Source organism: Actinokineospora diospyrosa (genome assembly GCF_024171925.1).
GTDB classification, from domain to species: domain Bacteria; phylum Actinomycetota; class Actinomycetes; order Mycobacteriales; family Pseudonocardiaceae; genus Actinokineospora; species Actinokineospora diospyrosa.
On sequence record NZ_JAMTCO010000004.1, the window covers coordinates 421,546 to 446,923 of the forward strand.

General features: G+C 70.3%; 14 protein-coding genes. 8 read left to right on the plus strand and 6 right to left on the minus strand.

What is annotated here, in order from left to right:
* Nucleotides 1-70 precede the first annotated feature (70 nt).
* Nucleotides 71-1,642, minus strand: coding sequence for a S8 family serine peptidase (locus LV75_RS09000; protein WP_253886342.1), 1,572 nt, complete (start codon nt 1,640-1,642; stop codon nt 71-73).
* A gap of 203 nt (nt 1,643-1,845) precedes the next feature.
* Here LV75_RS09000 and LV75_RS09005 point away from each other — a divergent pair, with 203 nt between their 5' ends.
* Nucleotides 1,846-4,680: an ATP-binding protein gene (locus LV75_RS09005; protein WP_253886343.1), complete on the plus strand. Its 2,835-nt coding sequence runs from the start codon at nt 1,846-1,848 to the stop codon at nt 4,678-4,680.
* A 920-nt stretch (nt 4,681-5,600) separates the two neighbouring features.
* On the opposite strand, the gene LV75_RS09010 is transcribed toward LV75_RS09005, so the two are convergent.
* Both LV75_RS09010 and LV75_RS09015 read right to left on the minus strand, forming a co-directional pair.
* A complete protein-coding gene (locus LV75_RS09010) occupies nt 5,601-7,421 on the minus strand; it encodes a trypsin-like serine protease (RefSeq protein ID WP_253886344.1) in 1,821 nt (606 codons plus the stop codon).
* Nucleotides 7,418-8,989: a S8 family peptidase gene (locus LV75_RS09015; RefSeq protein ID WP_253886345.1), complete on the minus strand. Its 1,572-nt coding sequence runs from the start codon at nt 8,987-8,989 to the stop codon at nt 7,418-7,420. The genes LV75_RS09010 and LV75_RS09015 overlap by 4 nt, the downstream gene beginning before the upstream one ends.
* Before the next feature lie 219 nt (nt 8,990-9,208).
* On the opposite strand from LV75_RS09015, the gene LV75_RS09020 reads away from it, so the two are divergent.
* Nucleotides 9,209-11,722 carry an AAA family ATPase gene (locus tag LV75_RS09020; RefSeq protein ID WP_253886346.1) on the plus strand — a complete coding sequence of 838 codons (2,514 nt, stop codon included), beginning with the start codon at nt 9,209-9,211 and terminating at the stop codon, nt 11,720-11,722.
* 195 nt (nt 11,723-11,917) lie between these two features.
* Here LV75_RS09020 and LV75_RS09025 read toward each other — a convergent pair whose 3' ends face one another.
* On the minus strand, nt 11,918-12,349 hold the full coding sequence (locus LV75_RS09025; RefSeq protein ID WP_253886347.1) for a hypothetical protein: 432 nt from the start codon (nt 12,347-12,349) through the stop codon (nt 11,918-11,920).
* A 26-nt stretch (nt 12,350-12,375) separates the two neighbouring features.
* Nucleotides 12,376-18,567 (minus strand): DUF6973 domain-containing protein, encoded by a 6,192-nt coding sequence (locus LV75_RS35425; RefSeq protein ID WP_308210903.1) that lies wholly within the window; start codon nt 18,565-18,567, stop codon nt 12,376-12,378.
* 596 nt (nt 18,568-19,163) lie between these two features.
* On the opposite strand from LV75_RS35425, the gene LV75_RS09040 reads away from it, so the two are divergent.
* The 3 genes from LV75_RS09040 to LV75_RS09050 are packed head-to-tail and all read left to right on the plus strand — an operon-like array spanning nt 19,164 to nt 20,786.
* Nucleotides 19,164-19,682, plus strand: a complete 519-nt coding sequence (locus tag LV75_RS09040) for a hypothetical protein (RefSeq protein WP_253886348.1) — start codon at nt 19,164-19,166, stop codon at nt 19,680-19,682.
* A 50-nt stretch (nt 19,683-19,732) separates the two neighbouring features.
* Entirely contained in the window at nt 19,733-20,248 is a 516-nt protein-coding gene (locus tag LV75_RS09045; protein ID WP_253886349.1) for a hypothetical protein, read from the plus strand.
* Between the two features lie 7 nt (nt 20,249-20,255).
* The gene (locus LV75_RS09050) at nt 20,256-20,786 is read left to right on the plus strand and encodes a hypothetical protein (RefSeq protein WP_253886350.1); all 531 of its coding nucleotides are present in this window, start codon (nt 20,256-20,258) and stop codon (nt 20,784-20,786) included.
* A gap of 63 nt (nt 20,787-20,849) precedes the next feature.
* Here the strand turns inward: LV75_RS09050 and LV75_RS09055 are convergent, their stop codons facing one another.
* Nucleotides 20,850-22,688 (minus strand): S8 family peptidase, encoded by a 1,839-nt coding sequence (locus LV75_RS09055; protein WP_253886351.1) that lies wholly within the window; start codon nt 22,686-22,688, stop codon nt 20,850-20,852.
* Nucleotides 22,689-23,404: 716 nt separating this feature from the next.
* Here LV75_RS09055 and LV75_RS09060 point away from each other — a divergent pair.
* The 3 genes from LV75_RS09060 to LV75_RS09070 all read left to right on the plus strand — a co-directional run bounded on the left by LV75_RS09060 (nt 23,405) and on the right by LV75_RS09070 (nt 25,364).
* The gene (locus LV75_RS09060; protein WP_253886352.1) at nt 23,405-23,992 is read left to right on the plus strand and encodes an RICIN domain-containing protein; all 588 of its coding nucleotides are present in this window, start codon (nt 23,405-23,407) and stop codon (nt 23,990-23,992) included.
* 241 nt (nt 23,993-24,233) lie between these two features.
* Nucleotides 24,234-24,782 (plus strand): RICIN domain-containing protein, encoded by a 549-nt coding sequence (locus LV75_RS09065; protein WP_253886353.1) that lies wholly within the window; start codon nt 24,234-24,236, stop codon nt 24,780-24,782.
* Nucleotides 24,783-24,920: 138 nt separating this feature from the next.
* Nucleotides 24,921-25,364, plus strand: coding sequence for a Fur family transcriptional regulator (locus LV75_RS09070; RefSeq protein WP_301318859.1), 444 nt, complete (start codon nt 24,921-24,923; stop codon nt 25,362-25,364).
* Nucleotides 25,365-25,378 lie beyond the last annotated feature (14 nt).

The window sequence follows — 25,378 nt, forward strand, 5'->3', positions numbered from 1 at the left end:
CTCACGAAACGCCAGCGGCGGGCCTCACCCGCGGAAATCGGTGAGGCCCGCCGTGCGGCTACCCGGTGGGTTAGACGGTGAGGGACCAGGTGTCGATGGTGCCGCTGTCGAAGCGGTAGACGTCTCGGACGCTCAGGCGCCAGGTGCCGTTCTTGGCTTCGCTGGAGAGGTTGGCGGTGTAGGTGGCTCGGACGTCGGCGGCGGGGTCGCCTGCGGAGGATTCCTTGAGGCGGTAGGCGGTGCCGTCGGGGGCGATGAGTTCTACGGCGAGGTCGCCGCGGTAGGGGTGGGTGATGGCCACCTCGACGGCGGCCGTGCTGGAGGCGTTGCCGGTGCAGCCGCTGATGGTGATGGAGCTGGTGGCGGCGGCGCCCGCGTCGGGGACGGCCACGTCGTCGCCGTTGGTCTGCTTGGCGCAGGTGGGGTCCGGGCCGGGGCCGGGGGTGGCGGTGATCTCCTTGGTGTAGAGCAGCTTGTTCGGTGAGCCGCTGCCCGCGTCGGTGACCTTGTTGGGGGTGGACATCGAGATCAGCGCGTTGGCGACGTCAGCGGGGCTGGCGTTCGGGTGGCCCTGCAGGTACAGCGCGGCAGCGCCCGCGACGTGCGGGGTGGCCATGGAGGTACCGGAGTTGCCCGCGGTACCGGTGTCGCTGCTGTAGGACAGCGAGGTGATGTTGGCACCCGGCGCGAAGATGTCCACGCAGCTACCGATGTTGGAGAAGCTGGACCGGCGGTCGCCCTGGTCGATGGAGGCGACGGTGATCGCCTCCGGGACGCGGGCCGGGCTGTAGTTGCACGCGCTGGCGGCGTTGTTGTTGCCCGCGGCCACCGCGTAGACGAAGCCCGCGCGGATGGACGCCTGGATCTGCTCGTCGCCGATGCCGGTCTCGAACTGGCCGATGCTGATGTTGACCACGGCGGGCTTCACGCCGTTGGCGGTGATCCACTCGACCGCGTCCGACAGCAGCGAGTCCGGGCCGTTGTTGTCGCAGCCCAGCACCCGCAGCGCGACCAGCTTCGCCTTCTTGGCCACGCCGTAGGTCTTGCTGACCGCGGTGCCCGAGGTGTGCGTGCCGTGCCCGTTGCAGTCGGAGGCGTCGTTGTCCTTGTCCAGGAAGTCGTAGCCGGACTTGGCGCGGCCCTCGAAGTCCTGGTGGGAGATCCGCACGCCGCTGTCGACGCTGTAGACGGTGACGCCCTCGCCGGTGGCGTTGTACTCGTACTTGCGGTCGAGGGTGGTGTCCTTCTGGTCGACCCGGTCCAGACCCCACGTCGGGTTGGTCTGCACGTCGGCGCCGCGCATCTTGCCGTCCTGGTAGACGGTGCGCACGGCCGGGTCGGCGGCCAACCGCTTGGCCTGCTCCTCGGTCATGCCGTGCACCGAGTAGCCGCGCGCGGTGAGCTTGTAGAGCGAGGCGACCGTGCCGCCGTACTTCGAGGTCAGCGACTGGGCGCTGGCCTCGACCGCGGCGCCGGAGGCGGACGCGTCGCGCAGGGCGACGATGTACTGACCGGTGTAGTGCTCCTTGGCCTGCACGACGGTGCCGACCGCGGGCGCGGCACCGGCCGGGATGGCGATGACCACCCCGGCGCAGACGACGCCAGCCGCGAGCGCGGCGAGGCCTGCTTTCCGACTCAACATTGGTGAACTCCTTCGCGCGCGGTGAAAAGGGGCAGGGAAAGGGACGCACCGCCGCGACACCACAATGCGGCCCGGGTGCCCGGTGGAGAACTGATGAGCGGATTGATGGGTACCCCTATTCAAAGTCCGGAAATGGCAATGGCCGTCGGAAGTGGCAATGGCGGCGCTTCGCCGGGGAACCGGTCGCCGAGTACCGTGCGCTGGTGACCCCGTTGCCCCCGGTTCGGCTGCCGACCTCGTTGTTCGTCGGCCGCGCGACCGAGCTCGCGGAGCTGGCAGGCTGCGTGCGCCGCCCGCCCGCGGTCGCGCTGCTGGAGGGCGAGGCGGGCGTGGGCAAGACCCGGTTGGTCCGCGAGCTGCTGCGGCTGCCGCAGGTGGCGGCCCGCACGGTGCTCGTCGGCGCCTGCCAGCCGATGCGGACCCCGCTGCCCTACGGCCCGGTGGTCGACGTCCTGCGCGAGACCGGTCACCTGCTGGCGGGGGTCGCCGACCGGTTGCCGCCGGTCACCGGCGCGCTGCGGCCGCTGCTGCCGGAGCTGGCCGACCTGCTGCCCCCGGAGCTCGACCGCGGTGACATCGCCATCGAGCGGCACCGGGTGTTCCGCGCGGTCCGCGAGCTGCTCGCCGCCTACGGCCCGACCCTGCTCGTGCTGGAGGACCTGCACTGGGCCGACGAGGGCACCCAGGACCTGCTGCGGTTCCTGACCAGTCCCCCGCCGCCGGAGCTGTCCGCGGTGTTCAGCTACCGCAAGGAGGAGGGCGCGGCGCTGCCCGGGTCCGGCTACCGGCTGCTGGCCGACGCGCGCAACTCGCTGCTGCGGCTGCGCCCGCTGGAGCCGGGGCCGGTCGCCGCGCTCGCCGCGGACCTGCTGGGCACCGAGGTCCCCGAGGACTTCGCGCTCGCGCTGCACCACCGCACCGCCGGGATCCCGTTCGTGATCGAGGAGGTGCTGCGCGAGGTCCGCGAGACCGGCGACGCGCCGCGGCCCACCGTGCTCGACCTGGTCGACATCCCGGACCTGCTGCGCGACACCATGTCCGACCGGCTCGCCCGGCTCGGGCCCACCGTCGCCGCCGTGGTGCACGCCGCCGCGGTGCTCGACATGCCCGCCACCGAGCAGGAGATCGGCACCGTCGCAGGCCTGCCCGCCCGCCGCGTGGGCACCGCGCTGACCAGGGCGTTGGCCGCCGCGGTGCTGCACGAGACCGACACCGGCCGCTACGCGCTGCGGCACCCGCTGGCCCGGCAGGCCGCCTACATCTGCGTCCCCGGTCCGCAGCGCAGCCGCCTGCACGCCAGGGCCGCGCTGATGCTGGCCGCCGCCGCGGACCCGCCGGTGGTCCGCCTCGCGCACCACCACCGGCGCGCGGGCGAGCTCACCGACTGGGTGCGCAAGACCCTCGCCGCGGTCGACCAGGCCACCGAGGTCGGCGACACCGCGTTGGCGCTGCAACTGCTGGAGGACGCGCTCGTCGACGACGCGCTGCCCGCCCGCGCCCGCAACACCCTCGCGGTGCGGCTGAGCCGGGTCGCGCTCAACGCGATCGCCAACAGCAGCACAGTCGAGCGGCTGGGGGCGCTGCTGCGCGACGGGTCGCTCGTGCGGGCCGCGCGCGGGGAGGTGCGGTTGAACCTGGGCAGGCTGCTGATGAACCAGGCCGGTCGGATGGAGCTGGGCCAGAACGAGATCGAGATCGCCATCCACGACCTGCGCGACCGCCCGCCGCTGGCCGCCAGGGGCATGGCGGCGCTATCGATCCCCAGCTTCGGCACCCGCCCGGTCGAGTTCCACCTGCGCTGGCTCGACGAGGCGGTGCGGGTCCTCGACGGTGTCCGCGACCAGGAACTGGTGGCGTCGGTGCGGGCCAACGAGGTGACCGCGCTGGCCCAGCTCGGCGACCCGCGCATGTGGTCGGCCGCGGCGGCGTTGCCCGAGTCGGCCCGGTCCTCCCGGGTGCGGCGGCAGCTGAGCCGGGCGTACAACAACCTGGCGGACGCGGCGGCCTGGCTCGGCCACTACGGGGCGGCGCGGGAGTACCTGCGCACCGGCGGCTCCTTGCTCGCCGACGCGGACGTGCCGTTCCTGTCCATGCTGGCCACCGGCACCGGCCTGCGCCTGGACGTCGCCGCGGGCCGCTGGGACGGCCTCCCCACCGCCGCGGCCGCCCTGATCGACCAGGCGGGCGACATGGGCTACCTCGCCGCCGACGCCCACCTCGCCCTGGCCTGGCTCGCCATCGCCCGCGACGACCGCGACCGCGCCTCCCGCCACCTGGACGACGCGCTGCTCGCCGCCCCGGAGAACGCCCCGGTGTCCCTGGCGGTCGCCACCGGCAGGCTGTCGATCGCGCTGGCCCGGGGCGACGTCGCGGCCGCGGCGGTGGGCGCGGAGCGGGCAGTCGGCGAGGTCCGCAACAAGGGAAACTGGGTCTGGGCAGCGGAACTGACACCGTGGGCGACCCGAGCCCTGGTCCGCAGCGGCCGTATCGCGGAGGCGGCGGACCTGGTGGCGGAGTACGTGGCGGGCATCGAGGGTCGGGACGCACCACTGGCCACAGCCGGAGCCGAACTGGCCCGCGGAGTCCTGGCGGCCGCCCGGGGTTGCCAGGAAGAAGCCGTAACCCACTACGCGGCCGCGGGCGAGCACTACACAACCCTCCCCCACCCCCACGCCGCCGCATCAGCCCTCGAAGCCGCCGCCCGCTGCGCCCTAGAACTCGGCGACACAGCCACGGCCACCCGCCACCTCACAACAGCGACCACAGGCTTCGCCGACCTGGGAGCCACCCGCGACGAAGCCCGCTGCCGCCAGATCGCCCGCCGCTTCCGCCGGGGAACGCCTCGCGGGCGGAAGGGCTACGGGGACGACCTGTCACCACGGGAGCGAGAGGTGGTGGACCTGGTGGCGGCGGGGCGGACGAACCGCCAGATCGCACAGGAGCTGTACCTGTCGCCGCGCACAGTGGAACACCACGTAGCCAAGGCGATGCGGAAACTGGGCCTCAGCTCACGAGCGGCGTTTGAGGCAGGTCAGTAGCACCGCTGTGGCTGCGTGGGTCCGGGGGACAAATCGGTCTCGGGGTTCGGCTTCGCCGTTGAAGGGCCTGCTCGTTGCCTGGCGGCAACCTCGCGGCCCGAGCGGGGTGGTCCGGTGGGCTCGATGGGGCGGACTTCCTTTGCGCGGGGCCCCTACAACACCCGTGGCAGGTCCGCAAAGCAGGGGCCGAAAAGACTGGCCCTGCCGCGAGGAAACGCTACGGGTGTCGTCCCCCCGCGCAAAGGAAGTCCGCCCCATCGAGCAGTTGGCAGGGAGGCTTCCGACTCGTCCCGTGCAAGATCATCTGCCGCAAGAGCCCCCGATATACAGCCTATTGACGGATCCCGACAGAACCGGGGCAGCGATCACGGCCTGTGGACAACAGAACACGTTGTGGACAACCACCCGACACCCCGCCCAAGCCCGGACCCTGGACGTTAGGAGCCGAGGTGCTACCTCCAGTCCCGTCAGGTCCGCCCCAACCCACCCACTCAGCGCCTGGACACTCGGAACGGCCGGTGCCATCCCAGCCCGCCCTCGTCAGCCCTGCCAACCCACCTGGACAGTCGGAGTCGCTGGTGCCAACTGCTCGATGGGGCGGACTTGTTTTGCGTGGGGGGACAACACCCGTAGCGTCGCCTCGCAGCAGGGCCATGCTTTTCGGCCCCTGCTGTGCGGTTCTGCCACGGGTGTTGTAGGGGCCCCGCGCAAAACAAGTTGGCCCCATCGAGCCGACCGCATTGCCGCGGATCGGGCCCGATGTTGCCGCCAGGCAACGAGGCGTCCGCTCCGGCACGCCGAGCTCGCCGCCAGGCGACGAGGCCGACCCCAAGGCCTGCCGCACCCGAGCACGCAGCAGGGCCGGGCGGGAGGTCCTGCAGCCTCCCACCCGGCCCGTCGAACGCGATCACCTCACGGCGTTACCGCACGGTCAGCGTGTAGTTCGCACTGCCCGTCTTGCCGCCGCCGGTGGCTGTGACCTTGATGGTGTAGGTCCCTGGGGCCGCGGAGAAGGAGGCGGTCAGGAACAGCATCGAGGTCTGGCCACCGCTGATGGTCGCGGGGACCAATTGCGCGGTGACGCCCGAGGGGACACCGCTGGTGGAGAGGGTTACCTGGCCGGTGCCGCCGGTGACGCGGATCTGCGGGAAGGCGGCGCCGCCCTTGGCCACTGTGCCCGAGGACGGGGACAGGGTCACCGTGAGGCCACCGGTGGGGGGTTCCTGGCCGCCGTCGCCGACGGTCAGGGTGAGGGTGGTTTGCTTGCTCACCGAGCCCGAGGTGCCGGTGATGGTGACCCGGTACTCGCCCTTCGGGGTGCTGGCGGTGGTGGTGACCGTCAGCTTGCCGGTCTGGCCCGAGGTGATGGACGTGGGCTGGAAGACCGCCTCGGCGCCCGAGGGCAGGCCGCTGGCGGACAGGGCCACGTTCACCGAACCGCCGCCGCCGACCGTGCTCGTGATGTTCGTCGACGCGGACTTGCCCGGGTCGACCTTGAGCGCGGCAGGGCTGACACCGAGGCCGAACTCGCCGCCGGGGCCGCCTTGGCCGATGGTGAGGGTCAGGTTGGCCTGCTTAGTGCCCGAAGCCGTCTTACCGGTGACGGTCAGCGTGTGCGTCCCGTCCGGGGTGCCGGAAGCGACGCTAAGCGACAGCTTCGCGCCCTCGCCCGTCTTGATCGACCCCGGCTGGAACACCGCCTCGACCCCGGAGGGCTGGCCGGTCACCGACAGCGCCACGTCCTCCGGCGTCGACCCGGCGGTCGTGTTGACCGCGACCGACCCGCTGGAGCCCGCGTTGACCCGCACCGAGGAGGGGTTCACCGCGACGCCGAACTCGGTGGTCGGCGGGGTGGTCGAGCCGACCTTCTCCTTGACCCAGTCGCCCATCTCGTTGTCCAGGCGGGCCCAGATCCCGTACCACTTGAAGTCCGAGCGGCTCCACGACGCGACGCCGACGAGCTTGCCGTTGACCACCAGCGGGCCGCCGCTGTCGCCGGGCAGGATCGTCGAGCGGCCGTCGGGGTAGCCCGCGCAGATCATGTACGCGGACTTGAACCCGGCGCCGACGCCCTGGCAGACCGAGTCGCCGTTGACGATCGGGAAGTTCTGCTTGTCCAGCGAGACGTCGGCCGGGCTGTCGTCGTGGGTCTTCTTGCCGTAGCCGATGCTCAGCGCCGAGTCGCCGACCTTCCACACGTTGCCCGCGTCGGCGGAGGTGGCGAACTTGGCCCACTTGTCCGGCGAGAGCGGGATGTCCTCGTTGGTGGTCACGACGGCGACGTCGTAGCCCTGGTCGAAGTTGACGTACTTCGGGTGCTTCTCGTACGACTTGGCCGTCAGCGTGGTGCCGGTGCCCACGGCCAGGTCGTCGAGCCCGTAGAGGAACGTCTTGGTGCCCGCCAGGTCGTAGCAGTGCGCCGCGACGAGGATGCTGCGCTTGCCGACGACCGAGCCGGTGCACGACTGGCCCTTGGGCCGCGAGCCGCCCTCGCGCAGCGCGCCGATGACCGGCGGGTAGTCCGACAGGGTGGCGTCGACGCCCTTGTAGATCTGGGCGGTGGCGTCGGGGGCGGGCACCGGGGTGTCGCCCTCGAAGTTGGCCGCCTTGGCGTTGGCCGGGGCGGCGCTGGCGACCGCGACGACCGCGAGCGCGCTGACCGCGACACCCACCGCCACGGCGCCGATGCGCACGGAGCGCTTGGACCTCAACATCGTCTTCTCCTGCTCAGGGGCGGTCACGGGGTCAACGTCCACGAGGTGATGGAGCCGGTGTCGAAGCGGTAGACGTCGGTGACCCGCAGCTTCCAGGTCCCGTTCTTCGCCTGGCCGGAGGCGTTGACGGTGTAGGTGGTGTGGATGCCCGCGCTGTCGCCGAGGCCGCCGGAGGGGCGCAGGTTGAAGACGGCGCCGGACGGGCCGACGAGGTCGATGGCCAGGTCAGCGGTGAACGCGTGGTCGATGTCGACCTTGACCGTGGTGGACGCCGAGGCGTTGCCGGTGCAGTTGGCCATGGTCACCGGGGAGTCCGCGGACCCGGCGTCGGGGATGGCGACGGCGCCGGAGCTGGTCTGCGGGTTGCAGGTGCCCGGGTTGGGCGGGGTGCCGCCGAGTTCCTTGACGTAGAGCAGCTTGTTCGGCGAGCCCTTCGGGTCGCTGATCTTGTCCGGCGTGGTCGCCGCGAGCAGCGCCTGGGTGACCTGCGACGGGGTGCTGCCCGGCTTGGCGGTCAGGTACAGCGCCGCGGCGCCCGCGACGTGCGGGGTGGCCATCGAGGTGCCCGACATCGTCCCGGACGAGCCGTTCTGCAGCGTCGAGAGGATGTTGGTGCCGGGGGCGAACAGGTCCACGCAGCTGCCGTAGTTCGAGCCCTGGCCGTTGGTCCACAGCGAGCGCTTGTCGGCGTTGTCCGAGGCGCCGACGGTGATCGCGCTGGGGGTGCGGGCGGGGCTGGTCTGGCAGGCGTCGCCGTTGTTGTTGCCCGCGGCGATGGTCGAGGTGATGCCCTTCTGCACGACCTTGGCCACCGCGTCGTCGACCGAGGAGTTCGAGCTGCCGCCGAGGCTGGCGGTCATCACCGAGTTGGCGCCCGCGTTGGCCGCGACCCAGTCGAAGCCGCCGATGATCTGCGACCACTGGCCCGAGCTCTGGCAGTCGAGCACCCGGACGGCGACGATCTTGACCTTCTTCGCCACGCCGTAGGTGGCGCTGCCGACGGTGCCCGCGACGTGCGTGCCGTGGCCGTGGCAGTCGGAGGCGTCGGCGTCGTTGTCGATGAAGTCGCGCCCGGAGGTGACGCGGCCGCCGAAGTCGGAGTGGCCGCGGTAGACGCCGGTGTCCACGACGTAGACGGTCGCGCCCTCGCCGTCGTTGGGGTAGGCGTACTTGCTGTCCGCGGGCAGGTTGCGCTGGTCGATGCGGTCCAGGCCCCAGGTCGGGTTCGGCTGCTCGCCGAAGCCGTGCGCGGTGCCGTCCTGCTCGACGTAGGCCACCTTCGGGTCGGCGGCCAACCTGCGGGCCTGCTGCTCGGACATCGACACCGAGAACCCGCTCAGCGCGGCGGAGTAGGTCAGCTTGCGCTGGCCGCCGTACTGGGCCGTCAAGTCCGCGGACACGGTGTTGACCGACTGGGCGCCCACGACGTCCTTGAGCACCACGATGTAGCTGCCAGCGACGGAGCCGGGGACACCGGCGCTGCGGATCGGCCCCTCGGCCGGTGCGGCGAGCGCGGGGGCGACCGCGACGGCGAGCGCCGCGCCCGCCACCACGCCCGTCACGGCGATGAGCCGCGTCAAATGCCTGTAATTCATGGAAACTCCATTCACCGCGCCCAGGGGCGAAGCCGCCTGTGGCGAGTGGTCGCGAGCAGGGTGTGGAACGGGCGACCACCGGCACCCACCTTCCCCGAACGCGCACCTCGACCAATCCGCACGCCATTAAGTGGAGATACCCATTTAATCGCCACGCGGACCGTTGTCGCGCTACCTACGTAGGCTCTTTTCGCACGAGAATCGCGGAAGGGGAATGCGGTGAACGGTGTGCTGTTGGGTCGACGGGCCGAGGTCGCGGCCGCGGTCGAGACCCTGGGCGGTACCCGGGCCACGCTGCACGTGGTCGGCGGGGCGGGGTACGGCAAGACCCGGTTCGTCGACGAGGTCCTGGCCGACCCGGCGCTGCGCGGGCGGCGGGTGGTGCGCGGGGTCTGCCAACCGCCGTCGGTGGGGGCGTTCCCGTTCGGGCCGGTGGTCGACGGGCTGCGCGCGGCGGTGACCGGGCTCGGCGCCGCACCGGTGAACCCGATCGTCGGGGTGTTGCGCTCGTTGCTCCCGGAGGTCGCCGAACTGCTGCCGCCGGTGCCGGAATGCGTTGGCACACCCGCTGACCGGCACCTCGTGTTCCGCGCCGTGCGGGAGTTGCTCGCGGCACTGACACCGGTGGTCCTGGTGGTCGAGGACGCGCACTGGGCGGACGCGGACACCGTTGCCCTACTGCGGTTCCTGACCAGCACCGCCGCGGATCTGGTCGCCGTGGTGCTCACGTACCGGCCGGGACCCTTCAGCGCGCCGGGGACACGGGTCGACCTCGGGCCGTTGACCCGGGAGGACCTGCTGGCGGCGGTCGCCGAGGAGGACGTCGACGACTTGTTGGCGCACACCGGCGGCGTGCCGTACCTGGTGGCGGCCGCACTGCGCGGTGGGGTGTCGGTCCCCGCGGCGGCGGGCGCGGACGTCGCGTCCCGACTCGCTGAAGCGGGGCCACAAGCACGGGCGGTCGCCGTGGCGGCCGCGGTGGTGGGTATCGCGACGTCGGCGCAGGTGCTGGCGCGGGTGGGCGGGGTGTCCGGCGGGCGGGACGCGGTGGTGGCGGCGTTGCGCTCGGGGGTGCTGGCCGAGCACGGGCCGGACGCGTTCCGGGTGGCGAACGGGGTGTTCCAGCGGGTCCTGCACGACGAGCTGACCGGGCCCGAGCGGGTGGAACTGCACCGGCGCGCGCTGCGGGCGCTGCGCGGGGTCCCGGGAACGGCCGCGGCGGTGCTGGCCGAACACGCGCGGTTGGCGGGGCGGCTGGGCGACTGGGTCGACCACGCGGAAGCGGTGGGGACCGTCGAGGTGTTGGCGGGCCCGCTGGGTGAGCCCGCGTTGCCCGCGCAAGACCTGTGCCGGTTGGCGATCCGGTACGCGCGGGAGATCGGCGCGGATGGACTACCGGTGTTGACGCGGCTGGTCGACGACGCGCGGCTGACGGACGTGGCCCGGGCGGAGGTGCGGCTCGGGCGGGGTCTGCTGCTGGTGCGCGGGGGTCACGCCGAGGGGGTCGCGGAGGTCGAGCGGGCGGTGGCGCGGTTGCCGGAAGGGTCGGCGGCCAGGGGCATGGTCGTGCTGGCCACACCGACGCTGGGGCGGCGGCCGGTGGCGGAGAACGCGGTGTGGATGGACCAGACCGAGCGGGTGCTGGCCGCGTTCCCGGACCTGCGCGCACCGCTGCTGCCCGCCGTCGCGGCCAACCGCCTGCACACCGCCGACCCGGTGGCGTGGGACATGATCGCGATGCTCCCCGGGCCCAGCCCGGAGGTCGCCGAGGCGGCCGCGTGGACCGGGCACCACGAGTTGGCGCGCGGCCATTGCCGCCCCGGGAGCGCGATCGAGCTAGTGCTGGACTTCCATAGTGGACAGTGGACGGGGTTGGCTGGGCGAGCGGCCGCGTCGGGCACCGCCGAGGGGTTCTTGGTGCTGGCGTGGCTGGCGCTGGCCACGGGCGACTGGGTCGCGGCGGAGCGGAACCTGGCCGAGATCCAGGAGGACGCGAGCACGCCCGTGGCCCTGGCCGCGCACGCCGCGGCGATCCGCATGTGGTCGCACCGCGATCGACCCGATGAGGTTGACGAGGCGGTCTCACACGGCTTGAGGCTGCTGCGGGACAAGGGAAACTGGGCGTGGTCAGGCGAACTGGTCCCAGCCGTCGTCGCCGCCTACTGCCGCGAGGGCCTCTCGGATCAAGCCCGCGACCTGACCACCGAGTTCCTGCGGCACACAGCGTCGATGAACCTGCCGTCCACAGTGGCCGATGAGTGCCGGGGCATGGTGGCCGAGGTCGAAGGGGACCGGAAGGCGGCTGCCACCTGGTACTCCCGCGCCCGGCGCGCCAGCCCCCGCCACAGCGCCACCCGGCACGCGGAGTCCGCCGCCCGCTGCGGGCTCCCGTCGTCGAACGCGAACGCCGACCTGCTCACCCTGGTCGACTACCTGGACCACCTCGGCGCCACCCTGGACGCCAACCGCTGCCGCCAACTACTGCGCGACAACGGCGCCATCCCGCACCTGCGCCGGGGCCACCGCAGCTACGGCAACCAACTCTCCCCCCGAGAACGCGACGTCGTCCGGCTCTTGGCCCAGCACCGCACCAACCAGGACATCGCCGACGTGCTCTTCCTCTCCCGCCGCACAGTCGAACAACACGTCGCCAACGTCCTGCGCAAACTCCACCTGGTCTCCCGCCACGACGTGGCCAAGACCCTCACCGACGACACCGTGGCCGCCATCTAGTGGCTCGACTCAGAACGTTGGCCGTGTATCGGCGGGTCCACGGCGTGGCTGGCAAGGCGCCGGAACGTCCTCGTACTGGGTGTACTTGGGCGGTTCCGGCAACGCCGCCAGGCGCGTCGTGGGCGGGTCGAGACATGGTCGACGTTCTGAGTCGCGCCACTAGTCCCAGGAGCGGAACCAGATGGCGGCCACGGGCTACTTGCCTTCGACGATCCGCAGCCGGTAGTCATCCGCCGTCTTGCGCACGGTCGCGGTCCGACCGTAGTGACCGGGGTCGAGGACGAAACCCCACACCACCACGGCGGTGACCGCCTCCTCGCCGGACATGAACACCATCAGGGTCCCGTCCTGGAAGAAGGTGTCCGGCATGTCGACGTCACGACCGACCGCGGCCTCCACCTCGTCGCGGTCGGCCGCCTCGGTCGCGAACACGTGCACCGAGTCCCACCGGGACGCGACGATCCCCGACAGCGGCGCCGAGGTCCGGTCGCGGCTGATCCGCTGGAACTCGCGGTCCACCGCAGCGTCCTCCTTGACCTCCAGCGCGGAGGCGCCGCACGCCGTGCTCGCGAACAGGGTCAGCGCGATGGCGGCCAGGAGGAGAAAACGACCACCGAGTCCGCGCATTGACGTCCCCCTCGATCTCCAGTGAGTCAGTTGCCATCGTACTCACCGCCGTACAACCCGGGGTACGGCCTGCTCGGTTCGGGGGCCGAGGTCTCCCCGGTGTACTCCAAGCGGCCCTTGTCGTTGATGACGACCATGTTCCCGGAGCGGATCGACTGGTCGACCAGTTCCCGGAGCTGGTCGCGGCGGATCCCCGGGTTGTCCCGAGCGATCTTGGCGCCAACCGCGTTGTTGTGCAGGTCCATCGCCTCCGGCATCTCGCTGTCCGGGTCGGGTGCCCGCTCGTGGGCGGTGGTGTACTCCAACGCCCAGTCAGCACCGAACTCCAAGGTCAGGTACCCGGTCCAGTAGGCGTGCCGGTAGGCGTCCGAGACACCGTCCACGTCGCCCTTGCCGCCGTACCAACTCCGCCCCATGGTGATGGCGTCCTCGTAGATCGCGAAGAAGATCGCCTGCTTGCGGGGGGACAGGTTGGTTATCATGTCCTTCTCCGACCGGGTGAGGTCCCTGTTGAACCCAGGCAGCCAGTTGATCGTGGGATTCCAGGTGATCTTCATCGTCTTCTCGTCCGGGACGTGGTAGGTCCGCTCGATCTCCTCGAGCCTGCTCTTCTTGCGGCCCGCCAGCTCCCGCTGCCAGTCCGCCTTCTCCTCCGCCTCGGACTTGCACACCTTGCCCGTGGACAGGGCGCACCCGACGGTGCTCCCCGCCGCGGTGTTGGTCCCGCAGCCGTCGCAGAAGAGGCCCGACGGGTCGGAATGGGTGGTGGGGTTGCCGTTGGCGTAGGTGTAGCCAGACCAGGAACCTGGATCCGCCGGGTTGAACACCGGGTCGACGGAGATGAAGTGGCCCAGTTCCGGGTCGTAGTTGCGGGCCCCGATGTCGACCAGGCCGGTGGCGGCGTTGGTCGGCATGTTCAGGAACCCGTGGTTGTCCGCCCACGGTCCACCTTGGACAGCGCCGATCTGGTTGCCGTACGGGTCGACCTCGCGGCGGGTGACCGCGAACCCGACGGCCGAGACGGAGACCTGGGTCGTGCCGTGCTGGTCGGAGGACAGGTACGCGGGTGAGGCACCGCCGACCCGGCGGGCGACGACGGCGCCGTTGTGGGTGTAGTAGCGGGTGCCGGTGATGGTGCCGGTGGCGGTGTCACGGGTCCACTCCTGGCCGGGCAGGTAGAGCGTGACCTTGCCGGGCTCGCGGCGGACCAACTGCTTGCCGTCGGCGTCGTAGACGTACGCGGTCGTCCCCGCCGGGGACTGGACCTGGGCCAGCCTGCTGTCCTCGTTCCAGGTCAGCGTGTGCGAGCCGCCCGCCACGGTGCGCGTGGTCGTGTTGCCCGCGTTGTCGTGGGCGTAGCCGGTGGCACTGCTACCACCGGGTCCGGTCGTCGAGGTCGAGGTCGCCGCGTGCGGGCGGGCGGCCGTGGCTGCCGGGTAGGTGTAGCTCGTCGTCGTGTCGGCCTGCCCGATGCCGTGCTTGGTCTGGCCGGTGCGCAGTCCGGTGGTGTTGAACGCCCACGACGTCCAGTACGGGTCAGGACCGCCGACGGTGGCACCGCTGGGCTGGGCCGCGCAGTCGTCGGTGGCGGTCCAGGCGTTGGTGAGCCGGTTGAGGGAGTCGTAGCCGAAGCACTGGGTCCGGGTGTTGGCCGGTCGGGCGTTGACGATCTTGGTGACGTTGCCCGCCGGGTCGTGGGTGTAGCGCAGGTCGTCCACCAGCGGTGTCGCGGCCTGCACGGACAGGTTGGTGTGGTTGACCAGGTGCGTGCGCGGATCGCGTTCGAACGTCAGCGTCCCGGCGTTGTTGCCCGAGCTGAGCTGGTACTGCGCCGCCTCGCCCGCCGCGGTGTACGTCGAGCCGGAGACGTAGTCCCAGACCCCGCTGCGGGTCTCGGTCTGGTTGCCATACTTGTCGACCACGAACGAGAGGGCCTCACCGGGCAGGCCGCCATTGGTCGGCAGGGTCATGCCGCTCATCTGGCCGGTGGTCGTGTAAGAGTAGGTCGTGGTGTGGTACCCGTTGAGCCCGGTTTCGGCCGCGGGGACGGACACGACGTTGTTGGTCGGCAGACCAACCGCGTTGTACCCGGACACACCGATCTGGTAGTTGCCGGACCCGGTGTAGCGGGTCGAGGAGTGCAGCTTGCCCACACCCGCGGTCGCCGTGTCGAACACCCACGACGCCAAGGTCGTCCGGCCGACGCCGACGCCGCTGTACTGCGCGGTGCGCCGCCCGAGGACGTCGTAGTCGAAGCTGAGCACCTGGCCCCGGCCGTCGGTGCTCGAGGTGATCTGCCCGGCCGCGTCGAGGTTCAGCGTTGTGTGGCCCGCGTCCGGGTCGATGACGCCGGTCTGCCTGCCGAGGAAGTCGTACTCGTACTCCCACTTGGTGCCCGCCGCGTCGGTGGTGCGCAGCGGCTTGTCCAGCGCCGTGTACTCGAAGGTCGAGTTCCGGCTGGTGCCACCGCTGACCACATTGCCGGTCACCGTCGGCGCGCTGGTGTACTCGCGGATCTCCGCGTTGCGACCGCGGGCATCGGTGAGCACGGCCTTGGTGACGCCGCCGGTGGGCGCGATGGTGGTCACCCGGTCACCGCCGTAGACGGTGGTGGTCGCCTTCGCGGTCAAACCCTGGTGCGACACCGAGTTCACCGCACGACCGCTGCCGTCGAAGCCGGTCGTGGTCCGGTCGTCGACCGAGGCGTCCGGAACGGTTACCAGGGTCGTTCCCGGCGCGCCGGTGGTGAGGTAGCGGTTGTGCGATTCGACGGACCACCCGTGCGAGTCGTAGAACGTCTCGGACACGACCCGGTTGGTGACCGCGGCGGGGTTGCTGACATCGTCGGCCTGGCTCTGCCTGGCCCTGCCGAGCCCGTCGTAGAGGGTGACCGAGGTGACGTAGTTGGTTCCCGTGCCGTAGTCGACAAGGGTCTTCGTGGTCACCGCCAGCGGGCCGTCGTCACGCACCAGGTAGGCGTAGGTGGCGCTGGCGGCGTCGCCGTTGGCCTTGACGCGGCCGGGGTTCCAGACGGCGGTCAGGCGCCCGAAGCTGTCGTAGACGGCGTCCGTCGCCCGACCGCCGACATCGATCGACCGCGCCTTCTTGCCCCTGCTCGGCTCGAAGTGGACGGTGGCGACCTGGCTCTTCGGGTTGGTGGTGGCGATCTGCGCGACGATCCCCCCGTCGGCCGGGGTGTACGCGGTCGTCGTCTCCCGGTTGAGCGCGTCCTTTTCGGACACGATCCGGCCGGACGCGTCGAACGACGCGGTGCTCGTCGTGGCGAAGGTGAGCGTTCCAGCGCTGTTGGCGGTCGCCTTGTCGACCCGGGTGGAGTCACCCGGGCCGGAGAGCGCCCCGAGCGTGGTCTGCCCGTCGTAGTAGACGCGCTGGGCGCCGATCACGGGGCTCGGCGCGGTGGCCGGGCCGGTCGTGGGGCAGGTCGCCGTGGAGTGCTGGATCTCGGCCACCCGGTCGCGGATCCACGAGGTCGTGTTGTCCGCGTACGAGGAGGTGGTGCACTCGTCCGGCAGCCCGGTCGCGGTGTCGGTGGTCGACACCTTGCGGCCCACGCTGTCGTAGCGGTGGATGGAGGACGTGGTCCGGGTGCCGCCCGCGGCCAGGTCGGTGATGGTGCGGGTCCGGCTCACCGCGGTCAGGTCGGCCGTGACCGCCGGGAGCCCGGTGCGGGCTCGGGTGGCGGTGGTGGCGAGCTTGACCCGGTCGGTGAGGGTCGAGGTGAGTCGAGCACCACCGGAGCCGAGGTAGGTCTGGGTCTCCAGTTCACCACCGGCGAAGAGGTTGTCGTCCACTATGGACTCACCGAGGGAGTTGGTGGTCGAGACCGTGCGCTGCTGGTTGCCGGGCAGGGTGTCGCCGTGCATGCCGCGCAGGTAGCTGGTCTTGGTGAGGGTTTGCTGGTCGGCGACACCGTCGGTGAGGTTGCCCGGGTTGCCGGTGCGGGTCTCGACCTGGGCGTAGCCGCGGAATTGGCCGTAGGTGCGGTTGGCGGGCTTGACGAGTTCGTTGTCGTCGAAGTGCCAGGCGGGGGTGCCCACGTAGGTGTAGTCGGTGCGACCGGTCGGCGAGACCCCGTTGGCGTCCTGGACCTCGACCCGGCTGACCGGGTGGATGTGGAAGAAGTCCAGGGTGGGGTTCTGGTTGAGCGGCAGCGTCCAGTAGACCGGGAAGCAGCGCTTGGTGTTGTTGGCCAGGTCGGTCGGGACCGTGGTCGAGGTGCACTCGGTCGGCAGGTAGGACACCTGGACGCGGCCACCGGTGCCGGTGCCGATGGTGGTCAACCGCCAGTGCGCCATGGCGGACTGGTTGTTGTAGCCGTTGACCCGGTTGTCCAGCAGCTGGCTGGCGAAGGTCACCGGCGGCACCGAGGTGCCCGTGCCCGCGGCGTCGTAGGCGGTGCGCACGATCTGGTCCAGCCGCAGCTCCGGGTCGCCGATCGACGGGAACGTCTGGGTCAGCGCGTGCGACTCGACCCGGACCGGGCCGGAGCCGGTGTTGTACTTGGTGGTGATGGTGGTCAACCGCTTGGTGGACCAGAACGTCGGCGAGTGGACGTTGCAGGTCGCGCCGGAGAGGCACTGCTGGTCCTGCGGGGTGTCCGGCCACGACGCGGCGTTGGCCGCGGTGAACTGCGCCGGGGCGCAGGTGATGGCGCCGGCGGGGGTGCACCGCTCGGCGACGTCGAACACGACCTGGGCGGGGGCCACCGCGCCGTAGACGGACCCGGCGGTCTTGCGCAGGCCGTAGTCGATGCGGGCGAGCGTGCCGCCACGGGTGTAGCCGATACCGGTGGTGCCGTTGTTGGCGCCGTAGTGGTTGCTCTCCGGCGTGTAGTAGTAGAGGGCGGCGTTGCCGTGGGTGTCCTCGACGTAGTCGAGGTTCCAGCGCCACGCCTGGGCGCAGTGCGACTGCGCGAAACCGCTCGCGTTGTAGCAGGGGTCACCTGAGCGCGGACCGTAGACGCGGGTGGTCCAGGTGGAGTTCGTGGTGTCCTGTGTGGAGCGCCCGGGGCCGTCGTTGCGGCCGAAGTAGTACTGCGTGCCGTCGGTGGTGGTGATCCGCCAGTGCTCGCCGTTGCGGGCACCGTTGCTGACACCGGTCAACAGCTCGACCCGGGTGCCGTCGTCCTTGGCCGAGCGCCACGTCCCGTCGGCGTCGTTGCGCACCAGCGAGGTGGACCGGCCGTTGAGGTTCATCGAGACGACCTGACCCGCCCAGCACAGGTCACCGGTCTGCTGCGCCTGCGGCAGGGCCGTGTCCTCGGCGCACTGCCGGTAGGTGCGCTCGACGTAGCCGGGTGCGTACTCCCAGCCCTGGCCGATCCACGAGCTCTGGTTGTTGGTCGCCCAGGTCCGCCCGTCCACGGTGGCGGAGTTGTAGGACAGCTCGACCGTGGGCTGCGCGCCCGGTCCCGCCCCGGTCGGCGGCAGCTCGACCGGGTAGTTCCAGGTGAAAGCCCCGGAGTTGCCGGAGACGCCCCAAGCGGCGGCCGGAGCGAGCGAGCTCGCGGTGAAGTCGCCGTTCGCGCCCGAGCCGCTCGCGGTGGCGGCCAGGACCGTCGTGCCGCGCACCGGGACGGCGGCGGACACCGTCTGGGCCGCGGAGTCGTTGCGCGCGGCGAGCGGGGTCTGCACCTGGCAGGTGGGCACGTCCGGAGTGGTCAACGCGCATTCGGGCAGGTGAACCAGGGTCAACCTGCTGCCCAGGTCGGCGCCACCGGCGTACCGGAAGGCCGAGTAGTCGACCGACACCGTGGCCGAGTCGATGGCGCCCGCGGAGCGCACGCCGACGAGCACACCGCGCACCCCGGCGCGGCGGGCGACGGCCTGGTCGGCCACCTCAACCCGCACCCGCTCAGCGGCACCCGACGCGATCGTGACGGGCAGCGCCCCGGCTCGGCGCACCGCGGGGACCCTGGCCGCGCGTTCGGCGGCGTTGCCCCGTTCGGCGGCCCCGGCCTGCCGGTCGGTACCCAGGAGCACCTCAGCGGACCCGGCCGATGGCCAGGCGGTCGCCGCGCGTGGACCGGTGTCGGTCGGCGCGGTGGCCGCCCGCGGCGGCGGCACGTGGACGGTGTGCGGGACCACCTTGCCCGGTGCCACCTTGGGCAGCCGCGACGGCGCCGAGGCGGCCTCGGGTGGCGCCACCGCGGTGAGCCCGGACAAGATCAAAATCAACACCAGCAGCGGTGCGAACACCGATCTACCGCGCCGGAAGTGGACAGCGTCATACGACAGCCGTTCGACCATTTCACGCCCCAGTGAAATCAACGAGCCCCAGTGAGTACAACAGTCCAGGACTCAACCAGACCGGGGCGGCCAAGGGGAATACATCCAAAGGCTTAACTAGCGGCAATTCGACAGCCGCCCCCGCGCCCCGTTGCGCCAGATAGCCCTAGCGGCGAGCCGCCGATCGCCGGACGCATGAAAATCGGTACGAGACAAGGAGCATAAGGGTGAACAGATTCTACTGTGGACGTAGTCAATCCGGACGACTTCAGGTTTCCAACAGCCGTTGCATCGCGTGAGAGTTCCACAGAGGCGAGGGGCTCGGCGTCTTGGAGGCGAAGGACTACCTCACCCGCCGCCCCCTGATCGCGCTCGCCGAGAAGGCCACCACCTGGCCACCGCGGGCACCACCCAGCTCCGACTGGAAGCCTCGCCACCGACCTGGACGACCCGGCACCGCACAACCTCCGAAAGGCGATCACCCGTCTCATCAGGACAATGGTGGGTGACGAAGTCCCACCACCGCGCCCCATCTGGTAGCAGGCGACACGAGAGGCCCTCCGCCCATGCGGTACGTCGAAGTCCGACCGGAGATGGCGCCGGGGGCCTACCTCGCGGCTCTGGGGGAGATCGCCCCCGCCCTACCCGAAGACGCGCGGGCGTTCGCCACCGATCCCGACCACTACGACTTCTCCAGCATTCGGTGCGTGTCAGACCTGAAGTTCACCCGACTGGCGGTCTTCGAAACCGGTTACGGCAAAAGCGGGGCGTCGCTCTGGCTTGCCCCCAACCCGTTCAAGCACGACGACGGCCTCTACCTGCGCTACCACGACATCATCGCTGTCGAGGTGGACACACCTCGGGACCCCAAACTACGGAAGATCTGGCCGATCACCCCGCGCCTGCACGACCTCAAGCTCGACGAGATCCTCCCCCACCCCCACGGCTGCACCCACGAACTCGCCTTCCAGGCAGAGTCCACAGTGACAATCACCTGCGCCGACCTCACCGCCACCTGGACACTGAACCCACACACCGACGACGAATGCCCACCCGCTGACAACGGCGATGAAGACGAGGACTAAGCGGCACTCCACCGAACGGGCTAGCCTCGGTGGCGAGGAGGTGGCCGGTGATGCGGTACATCGGGCTATACCCCGAAATGACGATCAGCGCCTACCTTGAGGCGCTACCGGAGGTCACCCCGACATTGCCGCGCGGTGCGCGGGCGTTCGCCACCGATCCCGACCACTACAACTTCCACGCGCTCCGGTGCGTGCACGACCTGAGGTTCACCCGCCTCACCGTCTTCGAAACCGGCTACGGCAAGAGCGGTGCGTCGCTCTGGCTCACCCCCAACCCGTTCAAGCACGACGACGGCCTCTACCTGCGCTACCACGACATCGTCTCGATCACCGTGGACACACCGAACGACCCGGAGGTGTTCGGCACCCTCTGGCCGATCACACCTCGGATGTACGACCTCAAACTCGACGAGGTCCTCCCCCACCCGCACGGTTGCACTCACGAACTCGGGTTCCAGGAAGAGTCCACTGTGGTCATCACCTGTGCCGACCTCACGGCAACCTGGACACTGAACCCACACACCGACGACGAATGCCCACCACCGGACAACGGCGAGGACGAGTGAGCGGCCAATGCGATACGTAGAGCTCTACCCGGAGATGTCGGCCATTGCCTACCTCGCCGAGCTTGGGGAGATCGCGCCCGCGTTGCCGGAGGGAGCGCGGGCGTTCGCAACGGATCCGGAGCACTACAACTTCTTCGGGCTCCGGTGCGTGCACGACCTGGAGTTCAACCGGCTGTCAGTCTTCGAGACCGGCTACGGCAAGACCGGGGCCTCGCTCTGGCTCATCCCCAACAGGTTCAAGCACGACGACGGCCTCTACCTGCGCTACCACGACATCATCTCGATCACGGTCGACGTGCCGCACGATCCGGACCGGGAGAGCTACCGGTGGCCGGGCAGTTTGCGGCTGGATGACCTCAAGCTCGACGAGGTCCTGTCCCACCCGCACGGTTGCACTCACGAACTCGCCTTCCAGGCACGCTCCACCATGACCATCACCTGCGCCGACCTCACCGCCACCTGGACGCTGAACCCGAACACCGACGACGAATGCCCACCACCGGACAACGACGATGAAGACGAGGACGACGAGGACTGAGTGGCCGCCAGGACGCGGTGAAGCGCCCGGCGGGAGTCCCGCCGGGCGCCGCACGTCAGGTCATCAGACCGTCAGGGTCCAGGTGTCGATCTTGCCCGTGTCGTTGACGTAAGCGTCGGCGACGCGGAGCTTCCAGGTGCCGTTCTTGGCCTCGGAGGACAGGTTGACGGTGTAGGTCTTGTTGATGTTGTCGGCGGAGCCGCCCGCGCGGTTGTGCAGGACGTAGGTGCTGCCGTCGGGGGCGACGAGGGTGACGACGAGGTCACCGATGTAGGTGTGGGCGATGTTCACCGCGACGGAGGCCGTGGCGGAGGCGTTGCCGGTGCAGCCGGAGACGGTGACCGGGCTCTCCACGGTGGCGTTGTCGCGGATCGCGACGTCGGTGTCGTTGGTGACCGGGCCGCAACCGCCGGTGGTGGAGACCGTGATGGTGAAGCTCGCCGAGCCGGACTTGTTGGCCGCGTCGGTGGCGGTCACGGTGACGTTCGCGGTGGCCGCGGCGGTCGGGGTGCCGGAGATGCGGCCGGTCGAGGCGGCGATGGACAGGCCAGCGGGCAGCCCGGTCGCGGTCCAGGTGTACGGCGCGGTGCCGCCGGTGGCCGAGTTGTCCAGGGTGAACGCCTGGCCGACGGTGGCGGTCTTGTTGCCCGGGTTGGCCACGGTGACCGAGCCGGGGGTGTCGGTGTTGAGGAAACCGGTGTACAGCAGCACGTTCGGCGAGCCGGTGTTGATGCCGGTCAGCTTGCCGGTGGAGCCGTTGGTGACCAGGGCGTCGCGCACCTGCGCCGGGGTGGCCGAGGTGTTCTTCGCCAGGTACACCGCCGCGGCGCCCGCGACGTGCGGGGAGGCCATCGAGGTGCCGGACATGGTGGCGCTGCCGGTGTTGCTGCTGTAGGACGCGGACACGATGTTGTCGCCCGGCGCCCAGATGTCCAGGCAGGAGCCGTAGTTGCTGTCACTGCGGCGGGTGTCGGTCTTGGTGCTGTTGCCGACGGTGATCGCGGCGCCGTAGCGCTGCGGGCTGTAGTAACAGGCGTCGTCGTTGGAGTTGCCCGCCGCCTGGACCCACTGGACGCCGCTGTCGATCAGCGACTTGACCGCGTTGTCCAGGGTCTGGTTGGTGCAGCGCGAGCGGCAACCGATGCTGTAGTTGACCACCGCGGGCTTGACGGCGTTGGTCTTGACCCAGTTGATGCCGGCGAGCAGGTCGTCGTCGGTGGCGCTGCCGGAGCAGTCCAGCACCCGGACGGCCACGATGGTCGCCTTCTTCGCCACGCCGTACGTGGTGCCGGCGGCGGTGCCCGCGACGTGCGTGCCGTGGCCGTGGCAGTCCTGCGGGGTGGAGTCGTTGTCGACGATGTCCACGCCCTGGGCGATGCGCCCGGTGAAGTCGGTGTGGCTGGCGTTGATGCCCGAGTCCATCACGTACACGCGCGCGCCCTGGCCGGGGTTGGTCGGGTACGTGTAGGCGCTGTTGAGCGGCAGGTCGCGCTGGTCGATCCGGTCGTCGCCCCAGTTCGGCGGGTTGTTCTGGGTGTCGGCGACGGTGTAGCGGGTCACCTGCTGCACGTAGCCGACCCGCGGGTCGGCCGCGACCTTCGCCGCCTGCTCGGCCGACATCGCCGCGGAGTAGCCGTCGAGCACGGCGCCGTAGGTGTGCCGGACGGTGCCGCCGTACTGCCCGGCCACCGCCGAGGCGGTCGACCCGGTCGCCTGGGCGCCCTGGCCCTGGTTCTTGAACACCACGATGTAGCGCCCGGGCACCGCGTCGGCCGAGCTCGCGTTCACGATCGCCGCTGGCTGGGCGGCCTGCTCGGCCGAGAACGCGGGCGTCACGAAGTACGCGACCATTCCTGAGACGACGGCCGCACCCGCGACCACCTTCAACGTTGTTTTCCTCATGGGTTGCCGAATTCCTCACTTCGCAGGGAGCGGAGTCGAACACAGGGGGACGGCCGACTCCGCGCAAACCGTACGAGGTATTCCCCGGGAGAAGCAAGACGTTTCACGCAAATCGCATCTCCGCAGGTAGAGGCCCTTCGAGCGCCTTCTACGGATAGCACTACGTACCGCTACAGCACCACGTACGCGACGAACCCCTGATCTGTTTCCCAGTATTCACAGCATTCTCCCCCGGAAACGGCGGGCTGACGGTCCGGATGTCGGCGGCAGCGAGTCCGCCACGCTGCTGGGCGCCTGATTAACTGTTCACAATTGTGGCGGGCAACCGCGACCGGCCCGGTGCCGCAGCGGCCAACCGCCCGCCGCGCAGGCGACCGACAGGCGCGGGCGCGCCCTCGACGTTGTCCACCAGGCGGCTCGCCACACGCGCACCCGAGCGGACAGTTCCCCAACAAGCCCAAACTCTCGCGGCGGACACCCACCGAGAAGCATCGACACCCATTCTCGGCGAGTACCAAACGGACCACAGCTGGTCTTAAAGATTGACCGGAGCCCTATAGACTCCGCCATCAGAGTCCGCCTCACCGCCCAGCCGGAGTATTGTTGGTCGCACATTTCTCCGCCTACGCTCGTGACTGCCGAGCGATCCGTCGAATCTTCGAAGAATCGAGCACGAATCACTTTTCTCGGCAACAACCACACTTACTGGAGAATGCATGCGGAAAAGGCTGAAGCTCGCTGTCGCCATCGCGGCGGTCGCGCTGCCACTGCTCACGACGACCCCCGGCAGCGCATCCCCGACGACCGGGTCGGCCGAGCGCCTCCCGGTCGGGGCCACGCTCGCGTCCGGCAAGTCGACCTCGGCACCAGCGGCGAGCGCGTGGGTGCGCATCCGCAGTCTGTACGGCAACAAGGACCAGTGCCTCGACGCCGACGCCAACGCGGGTGGCAACGGCACCCGCGTGCAGGTGTGGACGTGCAACGGCAGCAGCCAGCAAGCTTGGCTCACCTACAGCGATTCTTACCGGCTCGTGAACGGCAGGTTCGGCAGGTGCTTGGACGCCGACCTCAACGGCGGCGGCGCCAACGGCACGAAGCTGCAACTGTGGGACTGCAACGGTTCCACTCAGCAGTCCTGGTACCGGCGCGGCGGCGGCGATGTGGCCCTCTACAACATCCGGTTCAGCAACAACGACAACACCGTGGTCGACCGGGACGCCAACCAGCCGGGCAACGGCGCCCGGGCGCAGTTGTGGGTCAAGAACTTCCAGCCGCAGCAGTGGTGGGTGATCGAAGCGCTGTAGCACCTCGGTCGGGGTGGGGCAGGCGCCGGGGAGCGGCCCCACCTCGACCGCGAACGCACGGATGGGCGGCGCTCAGGAAACCGGCGGAAATGCGCGTTGGACGTTGACCCACGATGATTTTCCCGCTTACGGTCGAATCGGGTCGAGCGAGCCCGCCGACCCTCTGGGGAAAGGGCCGCCGGGGTGAGCGGGCGCTTGGGGGCGTCCCGCTCCGCGCGGCCGATGACGACGGGAGTCACCCATGCGGAAATCCCTGAGAACCACCCTGGCCTCAGCCGCGGCGGTGCTGTCGCTGCTGGCGATCGCCCCGGCCGCCGCGGCGGCCCCACCCGCGCGTCGACCGGTGAACCCGGTGTCGGTCGCCTCGGCGCAGTGGGTCCAGATCCGCAGCGAGTACGGCAACGGGGGCCAGTGCCTCGACGCCGACCTCAACGGGGGCGGCGCCAACGGCTCCAAGGTCCAGTTGTGGGACTGCAACGGCACCGACCAACAGAAATGGCTTCTCGACTGGGACAACCCCCGTTTGGTCAACAAGAAGTTCTCGGCATGCCTCGACGCCGACCTCAACGGCGGCGGCGCCAACGGGACCAAGCTGCAGCTGTGGGACTGCAACGGCACCGACCAGCAGAAGTGGTACCGGTTCACCGAGGACAGCGCCCTCTACAACGGACGCTTCTCCTACGGCAGGACCATCGTCGTCGACCGGGACGTGACGCACAGTGGCAACGGCGCGAAGGCGCAGCTGTGGACCAAGAACTTCCAGCCGCAGCAGTGGTGGTCGTTCGAGTAACCACCCCGCCCGACGACGAGGCCGGTTCCCGCGCGGGGACCGGCCTCGTCGTCGGGCAGGATGGGCAGATGTGGATCATGGACGCAGGGGCCACGACCGGGTGGCGACCACTGCTGTTAACTTGACTGATTCCAGAACATGCGTGAGACTCGGCGGGTGCCCACGGCCACCGACTTCCGGCAGATGCTGCGCGCGGCGTCACTGCGGGTGACCGGCCCCCGACTGGCCGTGTTGTCCGCGGTGCACGGGCACCCGCACGCCGACACCGACTCGATCATCGGGGTCGTCCGCGGGGAGCTCGGCGCGGTGTCGCACCAGGCCGTGTACGACGTGCTGCGGGCGCTGACCACGGCCGGGCTGCTGCGGCGCATCGAGCCGCCCGGCTCGGTCGCGCGCTACGAGGCGCGGGTCGGCGACAACCACCACCACGTCGTCTGCCGCTCCTGCGGTGCCATCGCCGACGTCGACTGCGCCGTCGGGTTCGCCCCGTGCCTGACCGCGTCGGACGCGCACGGCTTCACCATCGACGAGGCCGAGGTCGTCTACCGCGGCCTGTGCCCCACCTGCGTCCTGAACACCTGATCCACCTTCCCGTC

What these genes read in the sequence shown, in the direction of transcription:
- LV75_RS09065 (WP_253886353.1), top strand. Translation starts at nt 24,234, where the DNA reads ATGCGGAAATCCCTGAGAACCACCCTGGCCTCAGCCGCGGCGGTGCTG.
- LV75_RS09015 (WP_253886345.1), bottom strand. Translation starts at nt 8,989, where the DNA reads ATGAATTACAGGCATTTGACGCGGCTCATCGCCGTGACGGGCGTGGTG.
- LV75_RS09050 (WP_253886350.1), top strand. Translation starts at nt 20,256, where the DNA reads ATGCGATACGTAGAGCTCTACCCGGAGATGTCGGCCATTGCCTACCTC.
- LV75_RS09060 (WP_253886352.1), top strand. Translation starts at nt 23,405, where the DNA reads ATGCGGAAAAGGCTGAAGCTCGCTGTCGCCATCGCGGCGGTCGCGCTG.
- LV75_RS09000 (WP_253886342.1), bottom strand. Translation starts at nt 1,642, where the DNA reads ATGTTGAGTCGGAAAGCAGGCCTCGCCGCGCTCGCGGCTGGCGTCGTC.
- LV75_RS09070 (WP_301318859.1), top strand. Translation starts at nt 24,921, where the DNA reads ATGCGTGAGACTCGGCGGGTGCCCACGGCCACCGACTTCCGGCAGATG.
- LV75_RS09055 (WP_253886351.1), bottom strand. Translation starts at nt 22,688, where the DNA reads ATGAGGAAAACAACGTTGAAGGTGGTCGCGGGTGCGGCCGTCGTCTCA.
- LV75_RS09025 (WP_253886347.1), bottom strand. Translation starts at nt 12,349, where the DNA reads ATGCGCGGACTCGGTGGTCGTTTTCTCCTCCTGGCCGCCATCGCGCTG.
- LV75_RS09040 (WP_253886348.1), top strand. Translation starts at nt 19,164, where the DNA reads ATGCGGTACGTCGAAGTCCGACCGGAGATGGCGCCGGGGGCCTACCTC.
- LV75_RS09045 (WP_253886349.1), top strand. Translation starts at nt 19,733, where the DNA reads ATGCGGTACATCGGGCTATACCCCGAAATGACGATCAGCGCCTACCTT.